General features: G+C 51.8%; 15 protein-coding genes and 1 pseudogene. 2 read left to right on the top strand and 14 right to left on the bottom strand.

The window, feature by feature from the left end:
- Positions 1-9 precede the first annotated feature (9 nt).
- From AC1RPZ_RS11940 to AC1RPZ_RS11875, 14 genes are all read right to left on the bottom strand, one after another.
- A complete protein-coding gene (locus AC1RPZ_RS11940; RefSeq protein ID WP_493137231.1) occupies positions 10-1071 on the bottom strand; it encodes a Gfo/Idh/MocA family protein in 1062 nt (353 codons plus the stop codon).
- Positions 1072-1155: 84 nt separating this feature from the next.
- On the bottom strand, positions 1156-2133 hold the full coding sequence (locus AC1RPZ_RS11935) for a Gfo/Idh/MocA family protein (RefSeq protein ID WP_493137230.1): 978 nt from the start codon (positions 2131-2133) through the stop codon (positions 1156-1158).
- Between the two features lie 91 nt (positions 2134-2224).
- The gene (locus tag AC1RPZ_RS11930) at positions 2225-3388 is read right to left on the bottom strand and encodes a Gfo/Idh/MocA family protein (protein WP_493137229.1); all 1164 of its coding nucleotides are present in this window, start codon (positions 3386-3388) and stop codon (positions 2225-2227) included.
- A gap of 136 nt (positions 3389-3524) precedes the next feature.
- On the bottom strand, positions 3525-5246 hold the full coding sequence (locus tag AC1RPZ_RS11925) for an acetyl/propionyl/methylcrotonyl-CoA carboxylase subunit alpha (protein WP_493137228.1): 1722 nt from the start codon (positions 5244-5246) through the stop codon (positions 3525-3527).
- Positions 5243-6841, bottom strand: a complete 1599-nt coding sequence (locus tag AC1RPZ_RS11920) for a 5-oxoprolinase subunit B/C family protein (protein WP_493137227.1) — start codon at positions 6839-6841, stop codon at positions 5243-5245. The genes AC1RPZ_RS11925 and AC1RPZ_RS11920 overlap by 4 nt, the downstream gene beginning before the upstream one ends.
- Entirely contained in the window at positions 6834-7619 is a 786-nt protein-coding gene (locus tag AC1RPZ_RS11915; RefSeq protein ID WP_493137226.1) for a LamB/YcsF family protein, read from the bottom strand. Before AC1RPZ_RS11915 ends, AC1RPZ_RS11920 begins: the two co-directional genes overlap by 8 nt.
- A gap of 48 nt (positions 7620-7667) precedes the next feature.
- Entirely contained in the window at positions 7668-7958 is a 291-nt protein-coding gene (locus tag AC1RPZ_RS11910) for a putative quinol monooxygenase (protein WP_493137225.1), read from the bottom strand.
- 31 nt (positions 7959-7989) lie between these two features.
- Positions 7990-8439 carry an OsmC family protein gene (locus AC1RPZ_RS11905; RefSeq protein WP_493137224.1) on the bottom strand — a complete coding sequence of 150 codons (450 nt, stop codon included), beginning with the start codon at positions 8437-8439 and terminating at the stop codon, positions 7990-7992.
- 26 nt (positions 8440-8465) lie between these two features.
- The gene (locus AC1RPZ_RS11900; protein WP_493137223.1) at positions 8466-9269 is read right to left on the bottom strand and encodes a putative hydro-lyase; all 804 of its coding nucleotides are present in this window, start codon (positions 9267-9269) and stop codon (positions 8466-8468) included.
- A gap of 32 nt (positions 9270-9301) precedes the next feature.
- Positions 9302-9715, bottom strand: coding sequence for a GlcG/HbpS family heme-binding protein (locus AC1RPZ_RS11895; protein WP_493137222.1), 414 nt, complete (start codon positions 9713-9715; stop codon positions 9302-9304).
- 15 nt (positions 9716-9730) lie between these two features.
- Positions 9731-10552 carry an SDR family NAD(P)-dependent oxidoreductase gene (locus AC1RPZ_RS11890; RefSeq protein ID WP_493137221.1) on the bottom strand — a complete coding sequence of 274 codons (822 nt, stop codon included), beginning with the start codon at positions 10550-10552 and terminating at the stop codon, positions 9731-9733.
- 6 nt (positions 10553-10558) lie between these two features.
- The gene (locus AC1RPZ_RS11885) at positions 10559-11680 is read right to left on the bottom strand and encodes an acetoin dehydrogenase dihydrolipoyllysine-residue acetyltransferase subunit (protein WP_493137220.1); all 1122 of its coding nucleotides are present in this window, start codon (positions 11678-11680) and stop codon (positions 10559-10561) included.
- 5 nt (positions 11681-11685) lie between these two features.
- Positions 11686-12693, bottom strand: coding sequence for an alpha-ketoacid dehydrogenase subunit beta (locus AC1RPZ_RS11880; protein ID WP_493137219.1), 1008 nt, complete (start codon positions 12691-12693; stop codon positions 11686-11688).
- Between the two features lie 11 nt (positions 12694-12704).
- Positions 12705-13682, bottom strand: coding sequence for a thiamine pyrophosphate-dependent dehydrogenase E1 component subunit alpha (locus tag AC1RPZ_RS11875; protein WP_493137218.1), 978 nt, complete (start codon positions 13680-13682; stop codon positions 12705-12707).
- Between the two features lie 331 nt (positions 13683-14013).
- Between AC1RPZ_RS11875 and AC1RPZ_RS11870 the strand changes: the two genes are divergently transcribed.
- Both AC1RPZ_RS11870 and AC1RPZ_RS11865 read left to right on the top strand, forming a co-directional pair.
- Positions 14014-14907, top strand: a complete 894-nt coding sequence (locus tag AC1RPZ_RS11870) for a LysR family transcriptional regulator (protein ID WP_493137217.1) — start codon at positions 14014-14016, stop codon at positions 14905-14907.
- 525 nt (positions 14908-15432) lie between these two features.
- Positions 15433-16050, top strand: a pseudogene (locus tag AC1RPZ_RS11865) (class I SAM-dependent methyltransferase); the annotation flags it as partial.
- Between the last annotated feature and the right edge of the window lie 29 nt (positions 16051-16079).

The following is a 16079-nucleotide window of genomic DNA, read 5'->3' as shown; positions in this document are numbered from 1 at the left end:
GCCCAGACGTCAGTGACTAACACCTTTTTCAATCATCCGAAGTGTGCCTTTTGATGGCCCAACACGAGGAGACTTCGGATATAGTCGCTGCGGAACTCCAGAAGCAGCCGCGCGCTCAATAGCAAACAAGACCTCAAGATCAGCAAGGCCTTCTTCACCATTTGGGCTCGGCTCTACCCCTACCTGAATACACTCAGAAAAATATGAAATCTGGCCAGCGAAATGATCGAAATGCGGAAAGCTAACAAATTCACTTTCATGTGCGTTCTTGAGTTTCATCGCCATTGATGTCTCAAATCGAAACCCTGGATCCATGCATAGGGTGCCGTGTGTTCCGACGACTCTATAGGTATCAACAGAGTAGGCTCCAAAACTACAATAAAACTGGGCCATCCGATTATCTGGAAACTTCAAAGTAACAGCTATTGAGTCATCCAAGCTTGAGAAGCGAGGATCATCTGCGCGGCGAGTACTCGTCGCCGATACTTCAATAGGCTCTGCATTGAATATATGCCGCGCGGCATTCACACAATAAATACCAATATCTTGTAATGGCCCGCCCCAATTCTCGACATTCAGCCGATGATTTTCCGGATCACTTTGGAAACTAAATACTGCCGAAAAAAACAAGGGATCCCCAATACGTCCATCGCGGACTGCATCAAGTGCTGTAATCGTACCGATATCGTGATGAAGCCGGTAACTTGTCATTAAAAATACACCTGATCTCTTTGCAGTAGAGATCATCGCATCCGCATCGGGCAGCGATGTTGCTATCGGCTTCTCAACAATGACGTGCTTTCCAGCATTCGCAGCTTGAATTGCAAAAGATGCATGAAGAGGGTTTGGCAGAGCGATGTAAACTGCATCAATCAGATCGCTTTCGACCAACTCTTCGTATCCCTCATAATCGAATACGTGAGGAATATCATATTTTCGAGCCAACTCGCTTGCACGTTCAGGGCTACCTGAAACCAACGCCGTTATCTTCGAATTACCAGTAAGATTTACAGCGGGAATAAAAGCAGTTTGCGAAATCCAACCTGCCCCTACGACGGCGTATCGAATCACCTTGACCACCTCTAACTAATTATTGTCTTATGGTCAGACATGGCTAATTAAAGCCAACAAAATTGATGTACTTCTTCGACTAAATCAAGAATAGAACTCAGGCCGCTCAGCAACGCTTAGTTTAATGGTCTCGCCAGCACTTACCGACGCAACAATCCGTTCAGCTACAGCAGTAGTTACATAACCATCCCATGCGGATGCGCCATGATTTTTTCTACCCGATATCACGGTATCCACCCAGGCTCGCGACTGTGCTTTGTAAGCTGCCCTGAATCTTGGAATCCAATTACTCGGTACAAATGAAGATTGGGTTCGCATTTTATTAAGCAACGTCGATGCAAATGGTGGAAGAGCTAAAGTCCCTTCACTCCCTACTAACTCGGCCTGTACCTGATAGCCGAACTTACAGTTCATGAATAACTCCGTTGACACGATAGATCCGTTAGCCATACGGGCTACAATCATCATCGGATCCCCCTTGTCAGAGGACACGACCCTCACCGAGTCAAGCTCACTTCCCAGCACCCAGCGAGCAACATCTATTTCGTGAACGAACGCGTTTGTCACGAGCATCTCGCCCGTCATCCACTCAGGCGCAACTGGATTGCGGTGAATATTGTGAAGGATCTCTGGTGCGCCAATCACGCCTTCATCAAAGTTGGTTTTCAAATCCATATACCCTGGATCGAAACGGCGCATATAACCCACCTGCACCAGGCTTTTGCCTTTCTTAATTTCGGCTTCGACAATTATTAGCGCCTCTGCGCTTTTCATTGCCAAGGGCTTTTCACAAAAAACAGGTTTCCCTGCTTCGATACAAGCCAATACGAGTTCAAAATGCGTGGAATCAGGAGATGCGATCACAACAGCATCCACATCATACGAGTGAATTAACTCCAATGGGTCTTTGAAGACACGTCCTTTTCCGACGATATTTCGTGCCCGAGCCTCATCGTAATCGCAAACAGCAGTCAGAGTGCTGCGCGGTGTGTCCAGCGATAGAATTCTACCGTGCTCGGAGCCCATTACTCCTGCACCAATCAAACCTATAGAAGCGCTCATCTCCTAGTCCCCCAGAAACATCAACATGGATATTTTTCGGATGACAGCAAGCAGGCGCGGTTTACGCGCCCACCTCGGAATGCGTCGAAGGTTACTTAGACGGCTGCTCGATATTTTCCCACTCACCACTCACGCCGGAGTTCAAAATCGCGTCAGCAATACGCTCAATTTGAAGCCCATCGTTGAAGTTAGGCGAAGCCGGGCTCTTCTCAGCAATTGCTTTCAAGAAGTTGTACCATTCGATCGATTTAATATCGATATAACCCTGCCCCATACCAGCAACAGGCCAAAGTTTGTCACCAAACGGCTGGTGAGGGCCGGAGTAGATGGTACGGAAACCAAATACATCTTTAGGATCATCAGCGAACGCAACACGGAGCTCATTCAGGCGCTGGTAATCGAATGCAATCGAACCTTTGGTACCGTAGATCTCAAAACCAAGTTGGTTGTGATGACCCCAAGCATTACGAGTTACTTCGATAGTGCCATAGACGCCATTGGTGAACTTGATCATGGTAAGTGCGGCGTCATCCACATCGACCTTGCCACGCTCAGAGGAAGCTTGTCCGGCTGGGCCGAAGAAACGACCCGCTGGCAGCGGGCGCTCTTCGATGAAGGTTTTCACAATGGAGTTCACCGAGGAGAACTCACCTACCAACAGGCGCGCGGCGTCAATGACGTGAGTACCGATGTCACCCAGCGTACCTGAGCCAGCTTTGGCCTTGTTGAAACGCCAGGACAGTGGGAGCTCTGGATCTGCGCCCCAGTCTTGCAGGTAGTAGCCACGGAAATTCAGGATGTCGCCGATACGACCTTCATCGATCAGGCGCTTGGCCATCTGAACAGCCGGAGTATGACGATAGTTGTAGGAAACCATGGTAATCACACCGGTTTTCTCGGCAGCTGCCTGCATCTTCTCGGCATCTTCAACAGTCATGGCCATTGGTTTTTCGCACATGACATGCTTGCCTGCCAGCGCCGCAGCGATAGCGATCTCGGCGTGAGAGTCGTTCGGAGTGCAGATATCGATGATGTCGATATCTGGGCGATTTACGACATCGCGCCAGTTCGTAGTGAACTCAGAGAAACCATATTGCTTTGCTGCGTTTTGAGCCAGCTCCTCGTCGATGTCGACGATGACCTTGCGTTCAATTTCTACCGGCGCGCCGAAAAGAATTGGAACGACAGCTGTAGCAATGGAGTGGGCTTTGCCCATGAAGCCAGTTCCGATCAGCGCGACATTATACTTTTTCACGATCCATACTCCGTTGGGTCGACGTGGACGTCGTTACCCTGCTTCAGATTGAAAAAAACTCCAGACTTCAGGAAACCTAAAATCTGGCTCTCCAGCGCGGGGGCCCGCTAGTCAACCGCGCCCCCTGAAATTGAGCTCAGGCATCAAGCGGTGAAATCTTTGCGATTTCCTGCCCTAACGACACCAGTGCTCCCACATTTGCATTCAACTTGATTGTTCCGCTTACTCGAGCAACTACCTTGGTTTCCATTTTCATGGCCTCCACTAATGCAACTGCGTCTCCTACTTGTACGGTTGCCCCCTCCTCAACCAGCCATTGCTGCAACGTTCCTGGTATAGGTGCTTCCACAGAGGAAGAATCAGTCACCTCGTTCGGGCCTCGGGTGGACAATTGCGGTGAATTCGCCGCAAACAATCCAGGGGGTAAGCCAAGCTCATGCCGCTTACCGTCAATCTCGATAAAACAGCGAATGAGGTTGCTTTCCGCGGGCTCCACCCGACTAGCAGGTGCGACACCCTTGAACTCGGTTTCGATCCAAGTTGTGTAGACACCGAATTTTTCGGCGCCATTAAAAGCTGGCTCCTCAATCACAGCACGATGGAATGGAAGCACCGAAGCGACACCGCCAATCTCAAACTCCGCCAGTGCACGGCGCGCCCGATTGATTGCCTCTTCACGCGTATCACCCGATACGATGAGCTTGGCCATCATGGAGTCGTATAGCCCTGGAATCATTGACCCTGATTCCACGCCAGTATCGAGTCGAACACCCGGGCCGGACGGCGCACGGAATTTCTCTATGCGACCTGGTGTAGGCAGGAAGCCTCGACCTGGGTCTTCAGCATTGATCCGAAACTCGAATGCATGCCCGCGGACTGCAGGTGTTTCAGTGATGGAAAGCGGCAAGCCGTCTGCTATACGCAATTGCTCTACAACAATATCCACCCCGGTAGTGACCTCGGTCACAGGATGTTCTACCTGCAGCCGCGTATTGACCTCCAGGAAGGAAATTGTCCCGTTCTGAGAGAGAAGAAACTCTACGGTGCCCGCACCGACATACCCTGCATGTGCGCAAATAGCTTGTGCGGAATCATGGATCGACTGGCGCTGCTCCGAAGTGATAAAAGGGGCAGGTGCTTCTTCAACCAGTTTCTGGTTACGCCTCTGCAGAGAGCAGTCTCGAGTTCCCAAGACAACCGTATTGCCATGAGTATCAGCGAGCACTTGTGCCTCGATATGCCGCGGCTGATCCAGGAACTGCTCTGCATAACACTCGCCTCGACCAAAAGCCTCTGTGGCTTCTCGTACGGCTGAGTCAAAGAGCTGTCCAACCTCTTCAAGGTTTCGCGCTACTTTCATCCCACGACCACCGCCACCAAAAGCTGCTTTGATCGCTAGCGGAAGGCCAACCTCTTTGGCAAACTCCACCGCCTCGCGAGCGTTGGCCAACGGGCCTGGTGTGCCCTTAACCAACGGGGCACCCACAGCTTGAGCGATCCGACGGGCCTCAACCTTATCCCCCAGCGCTTTGATGACATCAGGCGATGGCCCTACCCACGCGATGCCAGCATCTAGAACTGCCTGAGCAAACTCAGCACGCTCAGAAAGGAAACCGTATCCAGGATGGATAGCATCGGCACCGGCTTTGATAGCGATATCTACAATTTTCTGAATATTGAGATACGTCTCTGCCGGACGCCCAGGGCCCAAGCCGTATGCCTCATCTGCAAGCTCCACATGGAGCGACTCGGCATCTACGTCGGAGTAAATCGCAACAGATTTAACTCCGTAATCACGTGCGGCTCGGATAACTCGGATGGCGATTTCGCCACGATTAGCGATTAGTAGCTTCTTCATCGATCAAATTCCTTAACCTGCGGATCGAAATTAGCAATCAGGTTGAAACGGACTCGCACGCCGATTGGGAGCTGTGCTGCCAAGGACAAGTGATGGTTAGCGACGACCGCAATTACTGGATATCCACCAGTGATAGGGTGATCTGCTAAAAACAGTACAGGCTGACCATTGCGTGGCACTTGAATAGAGCCTACGGAAGTTCCCTCAGATGGAAGCTCTTCTACGTTATCTCGCTCGAGTGCAGTCAACCCATAGAGCCGGACACCGACTCGGCTGGATTCAGGTGTCACTGTCCAGGGTTGCTCAACAAATGTGCGAATCGCTTCCGGTGTGAACCAATCTGTCCGTGGCCCCATGATCACATCCAGAACAACGGTGTCGGAGCCCTTTGGAAGTGATGCAACAGCAAGCGGATGAGCACTGACAGCAGAACTTGGGCCATGGGCGGGAACGATCAAATCACCAGCTTTAATCGCAGCCGGGCCTATCTTCGCCAACGTGTCTGTAGAGGACGAACCCAAAATCTCCGGAACGTCATAACCACCGCGGAGGGCAAGATAAGTGCGTACACCTGTAGATGGCGCACCCAAGTTAAGGGTTTCACCGGCATCCAGCGCGAACGGCATTTCACCGGAAATCGAAACACTCCGACCATCTACAGTAAGGATCGTAATCGGGGTTGGAGCGCCTGCTACCGCTAGCGTTTCCGGCATATCAGTTCGAAGTGAGAACCCACCATACGTGACCTCGATCGCGGCTGTAGCAAGGGGATTGCCTACTAAGCCATTCGCATTTCGCAAAGCCTCTTGATCTGCTGCACCTGACTGGGAAACGCCTTGATGGGCATTGCCCGGCCGGCCGATATCCTGGAACAGCGCTGGCCGATCGGTAGCCAAAATCCTTAAACCCTTTCCGTCCGAGCCTTGGATCACGTCGCTGTTTTCATAGGAAAACACAGGCGCAAATTCAGCCTCCGTAATGGCTTTGAACTTGACGCGATCCCCCGGGCTCAACAGTGCAGCCTTCTCCCGGTTCAAATCCCACATTGGCACGGTAGTCGTACCAAGTAGCTGCCACCCTCCTGGAGTATCCGAGGGGTAGATACCACAGAATTGGCCTGCAAGCGCAACAGACCCGGCTGGAATCCGAGTACGCGGGCTATCGCGACGAGGGAGTTCGAATGCTGGATCGTCACAAGTCATGTAGGCAAAACCGGGGGCGAAGCCGGTAAACGCCACAGTAAATGTTGCCTCGGCATGCCGCTGAATGAGCTTCTCTACTGTCCATCCCAAGTATTCGGCGACAAAGGAGAGATCCTCCCCGTCATACCTCACGGGAATTTCGACGAGCGCACCAACGCGCTCAGTCAGGGCATTTGGGGTGACTGCCGAGATCGCTTCGTAAAGATCGCGCGGTAAAACGACCAAAGGGTCATAAGTTACTGACAGCGTACGAGCGCCAGGCACAATCTCGACGATTCCTGGAATAGGAGAGCTCGAGAGAGCGTCAAACAGCTGGATGGTTGTATCGAGGTCATCCAAATCAATGAGAAACCGGTTGCTTCCAGCAGGCAGAAACTGAAGTGTCTTAGGCATCGTTAGCTACCTCTGCGCACTGAGTGAAGCTGCGGAGCTGAACATTGCTAGAAACGAAAACATCTCTCAGCACCTGAGCAGTTTCGACCGCCGCCGGGTTATCGCCATGAACGCAGATCGAACTCGCCTCTACTCGGACTAGACTCCCATCTATAGCGTCAATCAAGCCTTCACGAACCCAACGGAGCATTCGCTGCGCGATCACCTCCGGGTCATGCAAGACTGCTCCTGGGTGGCGTCGATTAACCAACGAACCGTCAGGGTTATAAGCCCTGTCAGCAAACGCCTCACAGACGACCCTGAGTCCGCTCTCACGTGCCTGCTCAACAATCGGAGCGCCAGCCAGTACGAGAAGAGTTAGCTGCGGATCTACTGCCTTGATCGCGGCAATGACATCAGCTCCCTGCCTGTGATCCTTGGCAATGGTGTTGTACAAGGCACCGTGAGGTTTTACGTAACTGATGCGAGTTCCTGCAGCAGTAGCTAGTCCTTGAAGCGCACCGATCTGATAAATCACGTCGCCAATCAACTCGGCGCTCGAAGGCTCCATTACGCGTCGACCAAACCCCACTAAATCTCGATAGCCAACGTGAGCTCCAATCGCCACACCTCGAGCAGCCGCTTCCTTCAACACCGCGAGAATTCCAGCGGGGTCGCCCGCATGAAAGCCACACGCAATATTGGCGCTGGTGACAATCTTTAACATCGATGGGTCGTCACCCATTGTCCAGGCGCCGAAGCTTTCACCGAGGTCGCTATTGAGGTCGATACTTACCATAGCCCAACACACTCATTGAAGGTCACGTTGACAAACTTCCTACTGTAATTACAGAAGGTTGTACTTCTTCATCGAAGTAGACTTGAGAAGATGACCGTATTTTTCACCGAATGCCTTCATGTTGTCCGTGTTGCCATGAAGCTCGAGCGATTTTTCATCATCCCAGATTTCATAAAACAAAAACTCGCCAGGATTTTCTTGCGACACATGCAAGTCGTACTTAACGAAGCCAGGCTCGGTCTTGGCGTAACTAACCAGCTCGAGCAGAGCTTTCTGCAGCTCTGCTTCCTTGCCAGGCTGAGCATAAGTCACTGCAACAATAAACAGTTTACCTTTCATTTACTTCACCTTTTTCGTTAATGTTTGCAAATCACGCAATCTCAATAGCGACCGCAGTCTTAATTGAATTTGCAATAAAACAACCTTTATGAGCTCGATGATGTAGACGCTCAAGCGTTTGGCGATCGGGTTGCTTAGCTGATGAGAACTCGACTTTCGGCCGTAGTACTATTTGAGAAACCCAGAACCCACCTTCAGCGCGCTTGTTAACGAACCCTTTCGCGGAATCGCTGTAACTGCTAACCACATACCCCTGCCCTTCGCAAATGGCCAAGAAATAAAGCATATGGCAGCTAGCGAGCGCACTTACCAACAACTGTTCTGGATCTGCCTTCTCAGGTGAGCCCATGTAATCGGCTGCCGCAGAGGCCGGGATAGTAATTTCCTCGCCAATGTGAACTTCTAGGTCGCGACTGTAGGTATCCGCTTTTTCAGGATGTTGCGCGGCGACCCATACGACTTCAGCATTGTGCTCTGACATACACCACCGTTCTTACAAATTATTCATTAAGCGACTGAGAGATTTGGTACATCTGCCGGAATATCCGTCACAAGCATGTAACCTGGCTCATGAGTAATCGCGATATCAACACCGGCTTGTTTAATCGCCATTTGAGGCGTAACGCCACATGCCCAGAACCCAAAGATGTCTCCATCACGATAGACTGGCGCATCACCGAAGTTAGGATTGTCGATGTCTTCGATACCGATTTGGGCAGGGTCTCCAATGTGTACTGGAGCGCCGTGAGCAAGCGGGTACTGGTTCGACAGAACAATCGCATCAATCGCATCTTTCGGCCGGAAGGCTCTCATCGACACAACCATGGATCCCTTGAATGGGCCATATTCCTTGGTTGGCAGATTAGTCACGTACATGGGCACATTACGATTAGCACTGATGTGGCGAATTTCGATACCTGCATTGAGAATAGCGTTTTCAAATGAGAACGAGCATCCCAACGCAAAAATGACAAAGTCATCACGCCAGACATCAAGCAGGTTATCTACAGTTTCGGTGTGAACACCGTTGCGATAGATACGATAACGGGCGACATCAGTACGGATGTCAATTTGCCCAGCGCTCGGAAGGCCTGGGTCACCAGGCGCGCCCATCGCTACGAGCGGGCAGCTCTTCGGATTCAGATCGCAGAAGACTTTGAAGTCGTCAGCAAATCGCTTCGGCAGAATCATGAGGTTCGCTTGCATGAAGCCGTCAGCAAACCCACTGGTCGGCGCGCGCAAGCTACCATCGCGAATCAACTGCCGTACTTCGGCAGCGGTTTTCGCTTGCATTTCTTTGATCGGATCCATGATGGGATTCCTACCGTTATAATTTTAAGTGCTTACTTCGCTTGAAGTACGGCAACCATGGCTTCCGCAATGGCTACATCAGCTTCTTCAGGCCCACCTGAAACACCCACACCGCCTACTACATTGCCATTCACAGTCACTGGAAGACCGCCACCAAAAACCACGAATGGCCGCGCGCATGAGCGCTCAATGCCATACAACTCTTGGCCTGGCTGAGAGAGCGACATCCAAGTGTCGGATGACTTTCGCAAAGCTGCCGCGGTATAAGCTTTGTTATTGGCGATCTCAATCGTGCCGAATGCAGCATCCTCTACACGAGCAAATGCAACCAGGTGGCCGCCTACATCAACAATTGAAAGCGACGAACGTTGATCCAGCTCTTTAGCTTTCTGAATCCCTGCTTGAAGAGCTACCATGGCCACTTCATGAGTAATCAGTACAGTCATTTAAAAGCTCCAGTATCAGTTGTAAGCGCCACCGCAAACGTTAATTGCTTGCGCGGTTACGTAAGAGGACTCATCCGATGCCAGGTATACAAAAAGCGGCGCCACTTCATCAGGTGCAGCTTCGCGGCCCAGCGGGATCAAGGACTTAACCAGCGACTCCTGCTTCTCTTTACCACCAATAAAGTCAATGACAGGATCATTGAAAGGGGTATTGATCCAACCCGGGCATACCGCGTTAACTCGAACACCGTCTTTTGCGAGTTCAATGGCCAACGTAGTGGTGAGTCCAATCACTGCGGACTTGGACGAGGAGTAGCAAGAAAGCCCTGGTGCACCACGTTTACCCGCAAGCGAAGACATCAAAACAACGGAAGACTTCTTAGCCTCACGGAGGTATTTGAGCGCTTCCCGAATGAAGACAAAGTTAGCCCTAACATTGATGGCATAGACCTTATCCCACGCCTCAGTAGAAAACACTTCAATGCGGCCGGAAAGCTGAATGCCGGCATTCAGACAGAGAGTGTTAATCCCACCCATCCATCCAGAGGCGTCGTTCACCACGTCACGAATTTGGGACTCACTGCTCAGGTCAGCACGGAAAAACTTAACCACTTCAGGGAATCGTTTTTCAACTTGTGCACCACGCTCTGCATCAATATCGATCACTGCTACTTTGGCGCCTTCTGCAACGAAAGACTCCAAGATAGACAACCCGATATTAGCTACGCCACCCGTTAAAAGAACGAGCTTGCCCGTCAAGCGATTGGCCATATAAACCTCGCAAACTTTCAAAATTCTCTGTTTATCATCAGCATGTAAAAACACGCTGATGATCACTTAAAACTAAAGAGACTTGCTGATATTAGCCAAGATAATGGAGTTAACTTCTGAAGACGCCTCCATTTGCGGCATATGACCAACACTTTCAATAACACTCAACTTCGCATTGGAAGGAATTTGCGAAGCTTCTGGCAGAGGAACAATCTTGTCTTTATCGCCCCAAATCAATGCGACTGGGCCAGAGAAGTCAGCAAGAGTTCCACCAATCGAATGACGTTGCACGTCGCCATCAACAATCGTATCCCTGATAGCTGCGAGCGCTTCCGGCACACCCTCGAGACGCTTGAAGCGAAGGGTGCCCTCAATCATGTCGTTGCTAATCTTCGAAGGATCGGCAAGCAGACGCTCCAACACATCCTTCAACGGCTTACGACGCTCTGCCGTGATGAAGTCATCCAGGAAGTCCTTGTTGATATCCTTGCTGAGGCCAACAGGAGCGATCAGCGTTATCGAGGCAACCCGGTTAGGCTGATGCGCTGCGATAGCAGCTGCTACAGCGCCGCCAAACGAATGCGCTACCAAATGCAATTTTCCAGGAGCAGATACCTCAAGCGCTCGCTCAACCGAACCGACCAGACTTTGGAAAACATCATCACCCTGAATAGGCGTAGAGGCGCCATGACCAGGTAGATCTACCGCGACGACTCGATGCTGTTGGGCGAACGCGTCCTGGTTGAACAGCCAAGTAGAAACGTCACCACCGAAACCATGCAGCAACACTACGTTGCTGTCCGACTCGGCACCAAGAGTAAGAACATTAACCACCGCCCCATTGCCCACATCGATCACTCTGATCGACGCTCCATTCGGGTCTGCTTCTTCTTCCGCGCCATTCGCGCCAGCGAAAGAAGCAATGAACGCATCAATATCTTCATCGCTCACAGAGGCATCAGCAATCACGCCAACCAGAGCACCAACCGGCGCAGTTTCGCCGACCTCTACTACAATGCGGCGCAGGATGCCGCTCGCCGCTGACTCAACCGCGTTAGTCGTCTTGGTAGATTCGACTTCGATAATTTCCTGACCGCGTGAGACCTGGTCACCCTCAGCAACCAGCCAATCGCTAACGATCCCCTCGGTCATAGTCATCCCCCATTTGGGGATAGTTACAGCTTCAATCGACATGTCTCTTACCTCTCGATGATCGACTTGACCGCCTTGATGACCGCGTCCGCATTTGGCACATAAAGGTCTTCAAGGTTGGGGGCGTAGGGGACAGGCGTATGAGGCGCAGTAACCATTTTGATAGGCGCACGAAGCGAGTCGAAGCATTTATCAGCGAGCATTGCGGAAATGTCAGCTGCCATACCACAGCGGGGAGTGGCCTCGTCAACAATGACGACTCGACCGATCTCCTCGGCAAACTCGATCAGCGTGTCTTCATCGAGGGGCGAAGTGGTACGAGGATCAATCACACATGCAGAAATGCCATCCGCCTGAAGTTTCCGAGCAGCTTCTTCTGCAATTTTAACCATCCGACCGATGGCAACGATCATCACATCCTTACCATCGCGCACGACTTTGGCTTCACCAAACGGCACGGTGTACGAACCATCGGGCACTTCACCCATGGTGTCGTACAGCATCTTGTTCTCTAGGAAAATGACTGGGTCATCGTCACGCATAGCTTGAAGCAACAAGCCTTTAGCATCGTAAGGGTTCGACGGTATAACAACTTTCAACCCTGGAAAGTGCGTGAAAATCGGGTAGAACGCCTGGGTATGCTGTGCTGCAGAGCGAGTACCGGCCCCGTAGGTAGCTCGGATCACCAACGGAGTTCGGGCGCGACCACCGAACATGTATCGAAACTTCGCGATCTGGTTGACGATTTGGTCTAAACAAACGCCCGCGAAGTCCACAAACATCAGTTCCGCGACGGGGCGCATACCAGTCAGAGCCGCGCCTGCCGCAGCGCCGATGAAAGCAGTTTCACTGATCGGGGTATCGCGAATTCGCTCGGGGCCGAATTCACCAAGCAGACCACGCGTCACACCGAAGGCGCCACCCCAAGCATCCTTGACACCATTGCCACCGGCACCACCAGTCAGGTCTTCACCCATCATGATCACACGTGGGTCGCGAGCCATTTCCAGGCGGAGAGCATCGTTCAACGCCTGACGGAAAGAAATTTTAGCCATTGAAGCGCTCCTTACACGTACTTCACGTAGACGTCAGTGGTTAGTGCAGATGCCGGTGGGAATTCCGAGTTACGAGCGAATTTCACAGACTCATCGACAGCAGCGATTACCTCTGCATCAATTGCCTCAAGCGCAGAACCTTTAACAAGATCCTCAACAGAAACTTTGTTGCGGAACTTGATTAAGCAATCTTGTTCCTGACGCATGATTTTCTTTTCTTCAGGAGTACGGTAAGTATCCGGATCTCCACTGTAGTGGCCGTAGTATCGAGGAACATGGACATGGAGTAGCGACGGCCCGCCACCTGCACGTGCTCGCTCGATGGCTTCACCGGCGGCGGTATAGACCTTGAACACGTCTGTTCCATCAACCTCCGCAGATGGAATGTCATACCCCTCAGCACGGCGCACGAAACTACCGGCCGAAACGAACTCGTTCGCTGTAGCCTCACCAAATCCGTTGTCTTCAATAACGAAAATGATGGGAAGCATCCAGATCTTAGCTAGGTTGAGACTTTCGGCCATCGCGCCTTCGTTCATGGCTCCGTCACCGGCAAAAGCGATAGCTACGCGATCGGTCTTCCTCAGTTTCGCGCTGAGTGCCGCTCCGCAGGTAATTGGCGCACCGCCAGCCACAATACCGTTAGCACCCAACATTCCCTTGCGCAGATCGGCAATATGCTGAGAGCCACCCTTACCACCGCAAGTACCTGTTACGCGGCCAAACAGCTCAGCCATCATCGCGTTGATATCGCACCCTTTGGCAATGCAATGACCATGGCCACGGTGAGTCGAGGAGATATAGTCCTCATCCGTCAGATGCATACAGACGCCTACAGCGCTTGCCTCTTGGCCTGCATAGAGATGGGTACTTCCAGGAATATCCCCAGTCCCCATCTCAGTGATGACGCGCTCTTCAAAAGAACGGATGGTCTGCATAGTTCTGTATGCTTCGAGCAGTCGCTCGCGGGGCAAATGTAGCGAGAACATTCCACTTCTCCTCATTTGAATACTTGGTTACTTATACTTCTTCTAGTTTGGCAACTGCCGGAAATGTCCTAAAACTCTCATCAATCAGACGCATGAGGAGCAATACGAGCACGCTTCCGGCCACCTGCCTCTTGTTATCAATCCTCGCTCGGAAGACTGATAACGTCCAATTGCGATTATGGATTGCCTCAGATAACGTGCACCTATCACACGCTTCTCAAGGGAAAGGAGTGCTGTAAGCTTCGCGTAGGTAGACACTCCCCAGCCATTTTGATGTAACGTGTCTACTCCGGCACCTGCAGGCCAGGCGACAGCAAACAAGAGGCCAGCCATGATCGATCTAAGAAGCCTACAAACCTTCCATGCAGTCGCACTGCTCGGCGGTTTCCACAAAGCAGCAGAGAAATTGCATACCTCACAGCCAGCCGTCTCAGCTCGCATTGCACAGCTGGAACAGCAGCTCAAGGGGCGCTTATTTGAACGAGATAAACGCGGTTGCTATCTGACGACGCAAGGGCGCGAATTACTCAATTATGCGGAACGCATGCTTGCTCTTGAGACAGAGATGGTAGAAGCGGTCGCGGGGAGAAAAGGCTTAAGTGGCACGGTGAGCCTGGGCGCATCAGATACGATCGTCCACACTTGGCTATCTGACCTTCTCAAGCTACTTAATCAAGAGTACCCAGAAATCACATTAGATGTTGTGGTAGACAGTACCGCCAGCATGACTGCGGGGCTGACAGATTGCACACTAGATATTGCACTGCTCATGGGCCCAGTTAATGCTGGTAATACGGAAAACCTCCCTCTCTGCAATTATCCGATAAGCTGGATAAAATCTCCTGATCTAGAAATTACCAGCGATCCTCCAAGTCTGTCCGAGTTGGCCGCATATCCGATCATCACGTTTGCGAGGAGCACTCGCCCCTATTGGCAGCTCAAAGAGATGTTTGCGCGCGAAGGAGTCCATAAAGCAAGGCTATTCTCGAACTCCTCCCTTTCTTCGATCGTCCGTATGGCCATTGATGGCATAGGCATCGCCGCGATCCCTGAACATGTTGTGCCTGAAGAAATTGCTAGCGGAAAGTTGCACGTTATTGAGACGTCCTACGAGATGCCTGTTATGTCCTTCACAGCGAGTTTCACCGAACGCGCCGATATGCCTCTGAACCGCATCGTGGCCCAGCTCGCGCAAAAGGTGGCAGCTGCTTACTGGCGAGTATAGAGACCTATTAAGAGCTGCCAAGAACGACGCTCTTGACCCTCATGAAAACTAAGCCGCTATGCGTATCTTGATGATGTGCTGACGCGGCTGCCAGTTCAACGTGCCAGTGAAATTGGTCAACTCCCAACCATCAGTGGATGTGCCCAGAGTTTAGTAAGGTCAAGTCGGCGCACGCTACTCCCCTGCTACGCCCCCATCCAAACCCCCACCGTGGGCGCTTTAAACCAGCGACTAATGGGTTCGCCTGTGATGGGCGTCCGGTGCGAAATTGCGCTTCACCTGACCAGTCGTTTGCATTCGTTCTGACCAGCGATTGCATCGGATTTGACCAGTACGCTTTGTCACCATGAGCGGCAGCGAACAGCCCAAAAACATACGGTGGCGACTCAAATCTAACGATCTATCCAGCCTGCCAGCCGATTCTGTTGAAAAAGTAGGCTTCGGTGCTCACCGCAAAAAAGTACGCGACTGAGATTGAAACCTGTGTTTTGCGCAGAAGTTTCATAACTCGGATTTCACGTAGCAGCGTGCAAAGGAGCGGCGTGCATGCTGGCGGCGAGCCTCAGAGAAACAAAATCGGCAAAAATACTGGTGGTGGGCGCTGGTGGTACAGCGCAGGAGATCATTTCTATGGCCAAGCTTGAGCCCGGGTGGCGCTTCACTGCAGTTGATCCATCCAGGCCGATGCTAGAGGCAGCGAAGCCGCAGTTAGAGGCAAACAACTTGCTTGAAAGAACGGTAATGCTTCTTGGATATGTTGAAGACCTGGTAGCAGACGAGTCTTACGACGCAGCCACACTTATCGGAGTACTCCATCATCTCGAAGGGGATGATATCAAGCGACAAATTCTACGATCCGTTCGGGCTCATCTAAAACCGGGTGCACCGCTGATTGTCGCGGGGAATCAATATTCTTACGCCAGTCAGCCGTTACTGCTGGCAGCCTGGGGGCAGCGATGGCGACAGCATGGAGCCAGCCCGGATGAAGTGAAGTTCAAGCTAGGGAAAATCCTTCAGGGCGCTGATCCTCCACATTCCGAGGAGGCAGTTCAGAAGCTATTGCATGACGCCGGATTCGGGAACGCTACCCGCTTCTTCAGCAGCCTGTTCTGGGGTGCCTGGTTGACCTGCAAAACGGTATGACCATAGAGGTGCGTGGCTATCTCTGGCAG

This window comes from Pseudomonas sp. GW822-FHT02D10, from assembly GCF_058802345.1.
Note: the sequence above shows the minus strand (reverse complement) of the source record. Positions and strands in the feature narration are given on the sequence as shown.

What these genes read in the sequence shown, in the direction of transcription:
- AC1RPZ_RS11935 (WP_493137230.1), bottom strand. Translation starts at nt 2,133, where the DNA reads ATGAGCGCTTCTATAGGTTTGATTGGTGCAGGAGTAATGGGCTCCGAG.
- AC1RPZ_RS11925 (WP_493137228.1), bottom strand. Translation starts at nt 5,246, where the DNA reads ATGAAGAAGCTACTAATCGCTAATCGTGGCGAAATCGCCATCCGAGTT.
- AC1RPZ_RS11920 (WP_493137227.1), bottom strand. Translation starts at nt 6,841, where the DNA reads ATGCCTAAGACACTTCAGTTTCTGCCTGCTGGAAGCAACCGGTTTCTC.
- AC1RPZ_RS11915 (WP_493137226.1), bottom strand. Translation starts at nt 7,619, where the DNA reads ATGGTAAGTATCGACCTCAATAGCGACCTCGGTGAAAGCTTCGGCGCC.
- AC1RPZ_RS11910 (WP_493137225.1), bottom strand. Translation starts at nt 7,958, where the DNA reads ATGAAAGGTAAACTGTTTATTGTTGCAGTGACTTATGCTCAGCCTGGC.
- AC1RPZ_RS11905 (WP_493137224.1), bottom strand. Translation starts at nt 8,439, where the DNA reads ATGTCAGAGCACAATGCTGAAGTCGTATGGGTCGCCGCGCAACATCCT.
- AC1RPZ_RS11900 (WP_493137223.1), bottom strand. Translation starts at nt 9,269, where the DNA reads ATGGATCCGATCAAAGAAATGCAAGCGAAAACCGCTGCCGAAGTACGG.
- AC1RPZ_RS11895 (WP_493137222.1), bottom strand. Translation starts at nt 9,715, where the DNA reads ATGACTGTACTGATTACTCATGAAGTGGCCATGGTAGCTCTTCAAGCA.
- AC1RPZ_RS11885 (WP_493137220.1), bottom strand. Translation starts at nt 11,680, where the DNA reads ATGTCGATTGAAGCTGTAACTATCCCCAAATGGGGGATGACTATGACC.
- AC1RPZ_RS11880 (WP_493137219.1), bottom strand. Translation starts at nt 12,693, where the DNA reads ATGGCTAAAATTTCTTTCCGTCAGGCGTTGAACGATGCTCTCCGCCTG.
- AC1RPZ_RS11875 (WP_493137218.1), bottom strand. Translation starts at nt 13,682, where the DNA reads ATGTTCTCGCTACATTTGCCCCGCGAGCGACTGCTCGAAGCATACAGA.
- AC1RPZ_RS11870 (WP_493137217.1), top strand. Translation starts at nt 14,014, where the DNA reads ATGATCGATCTAAGAAGCCTACAAACCTTCCATGCAGTCGCACTGCTC.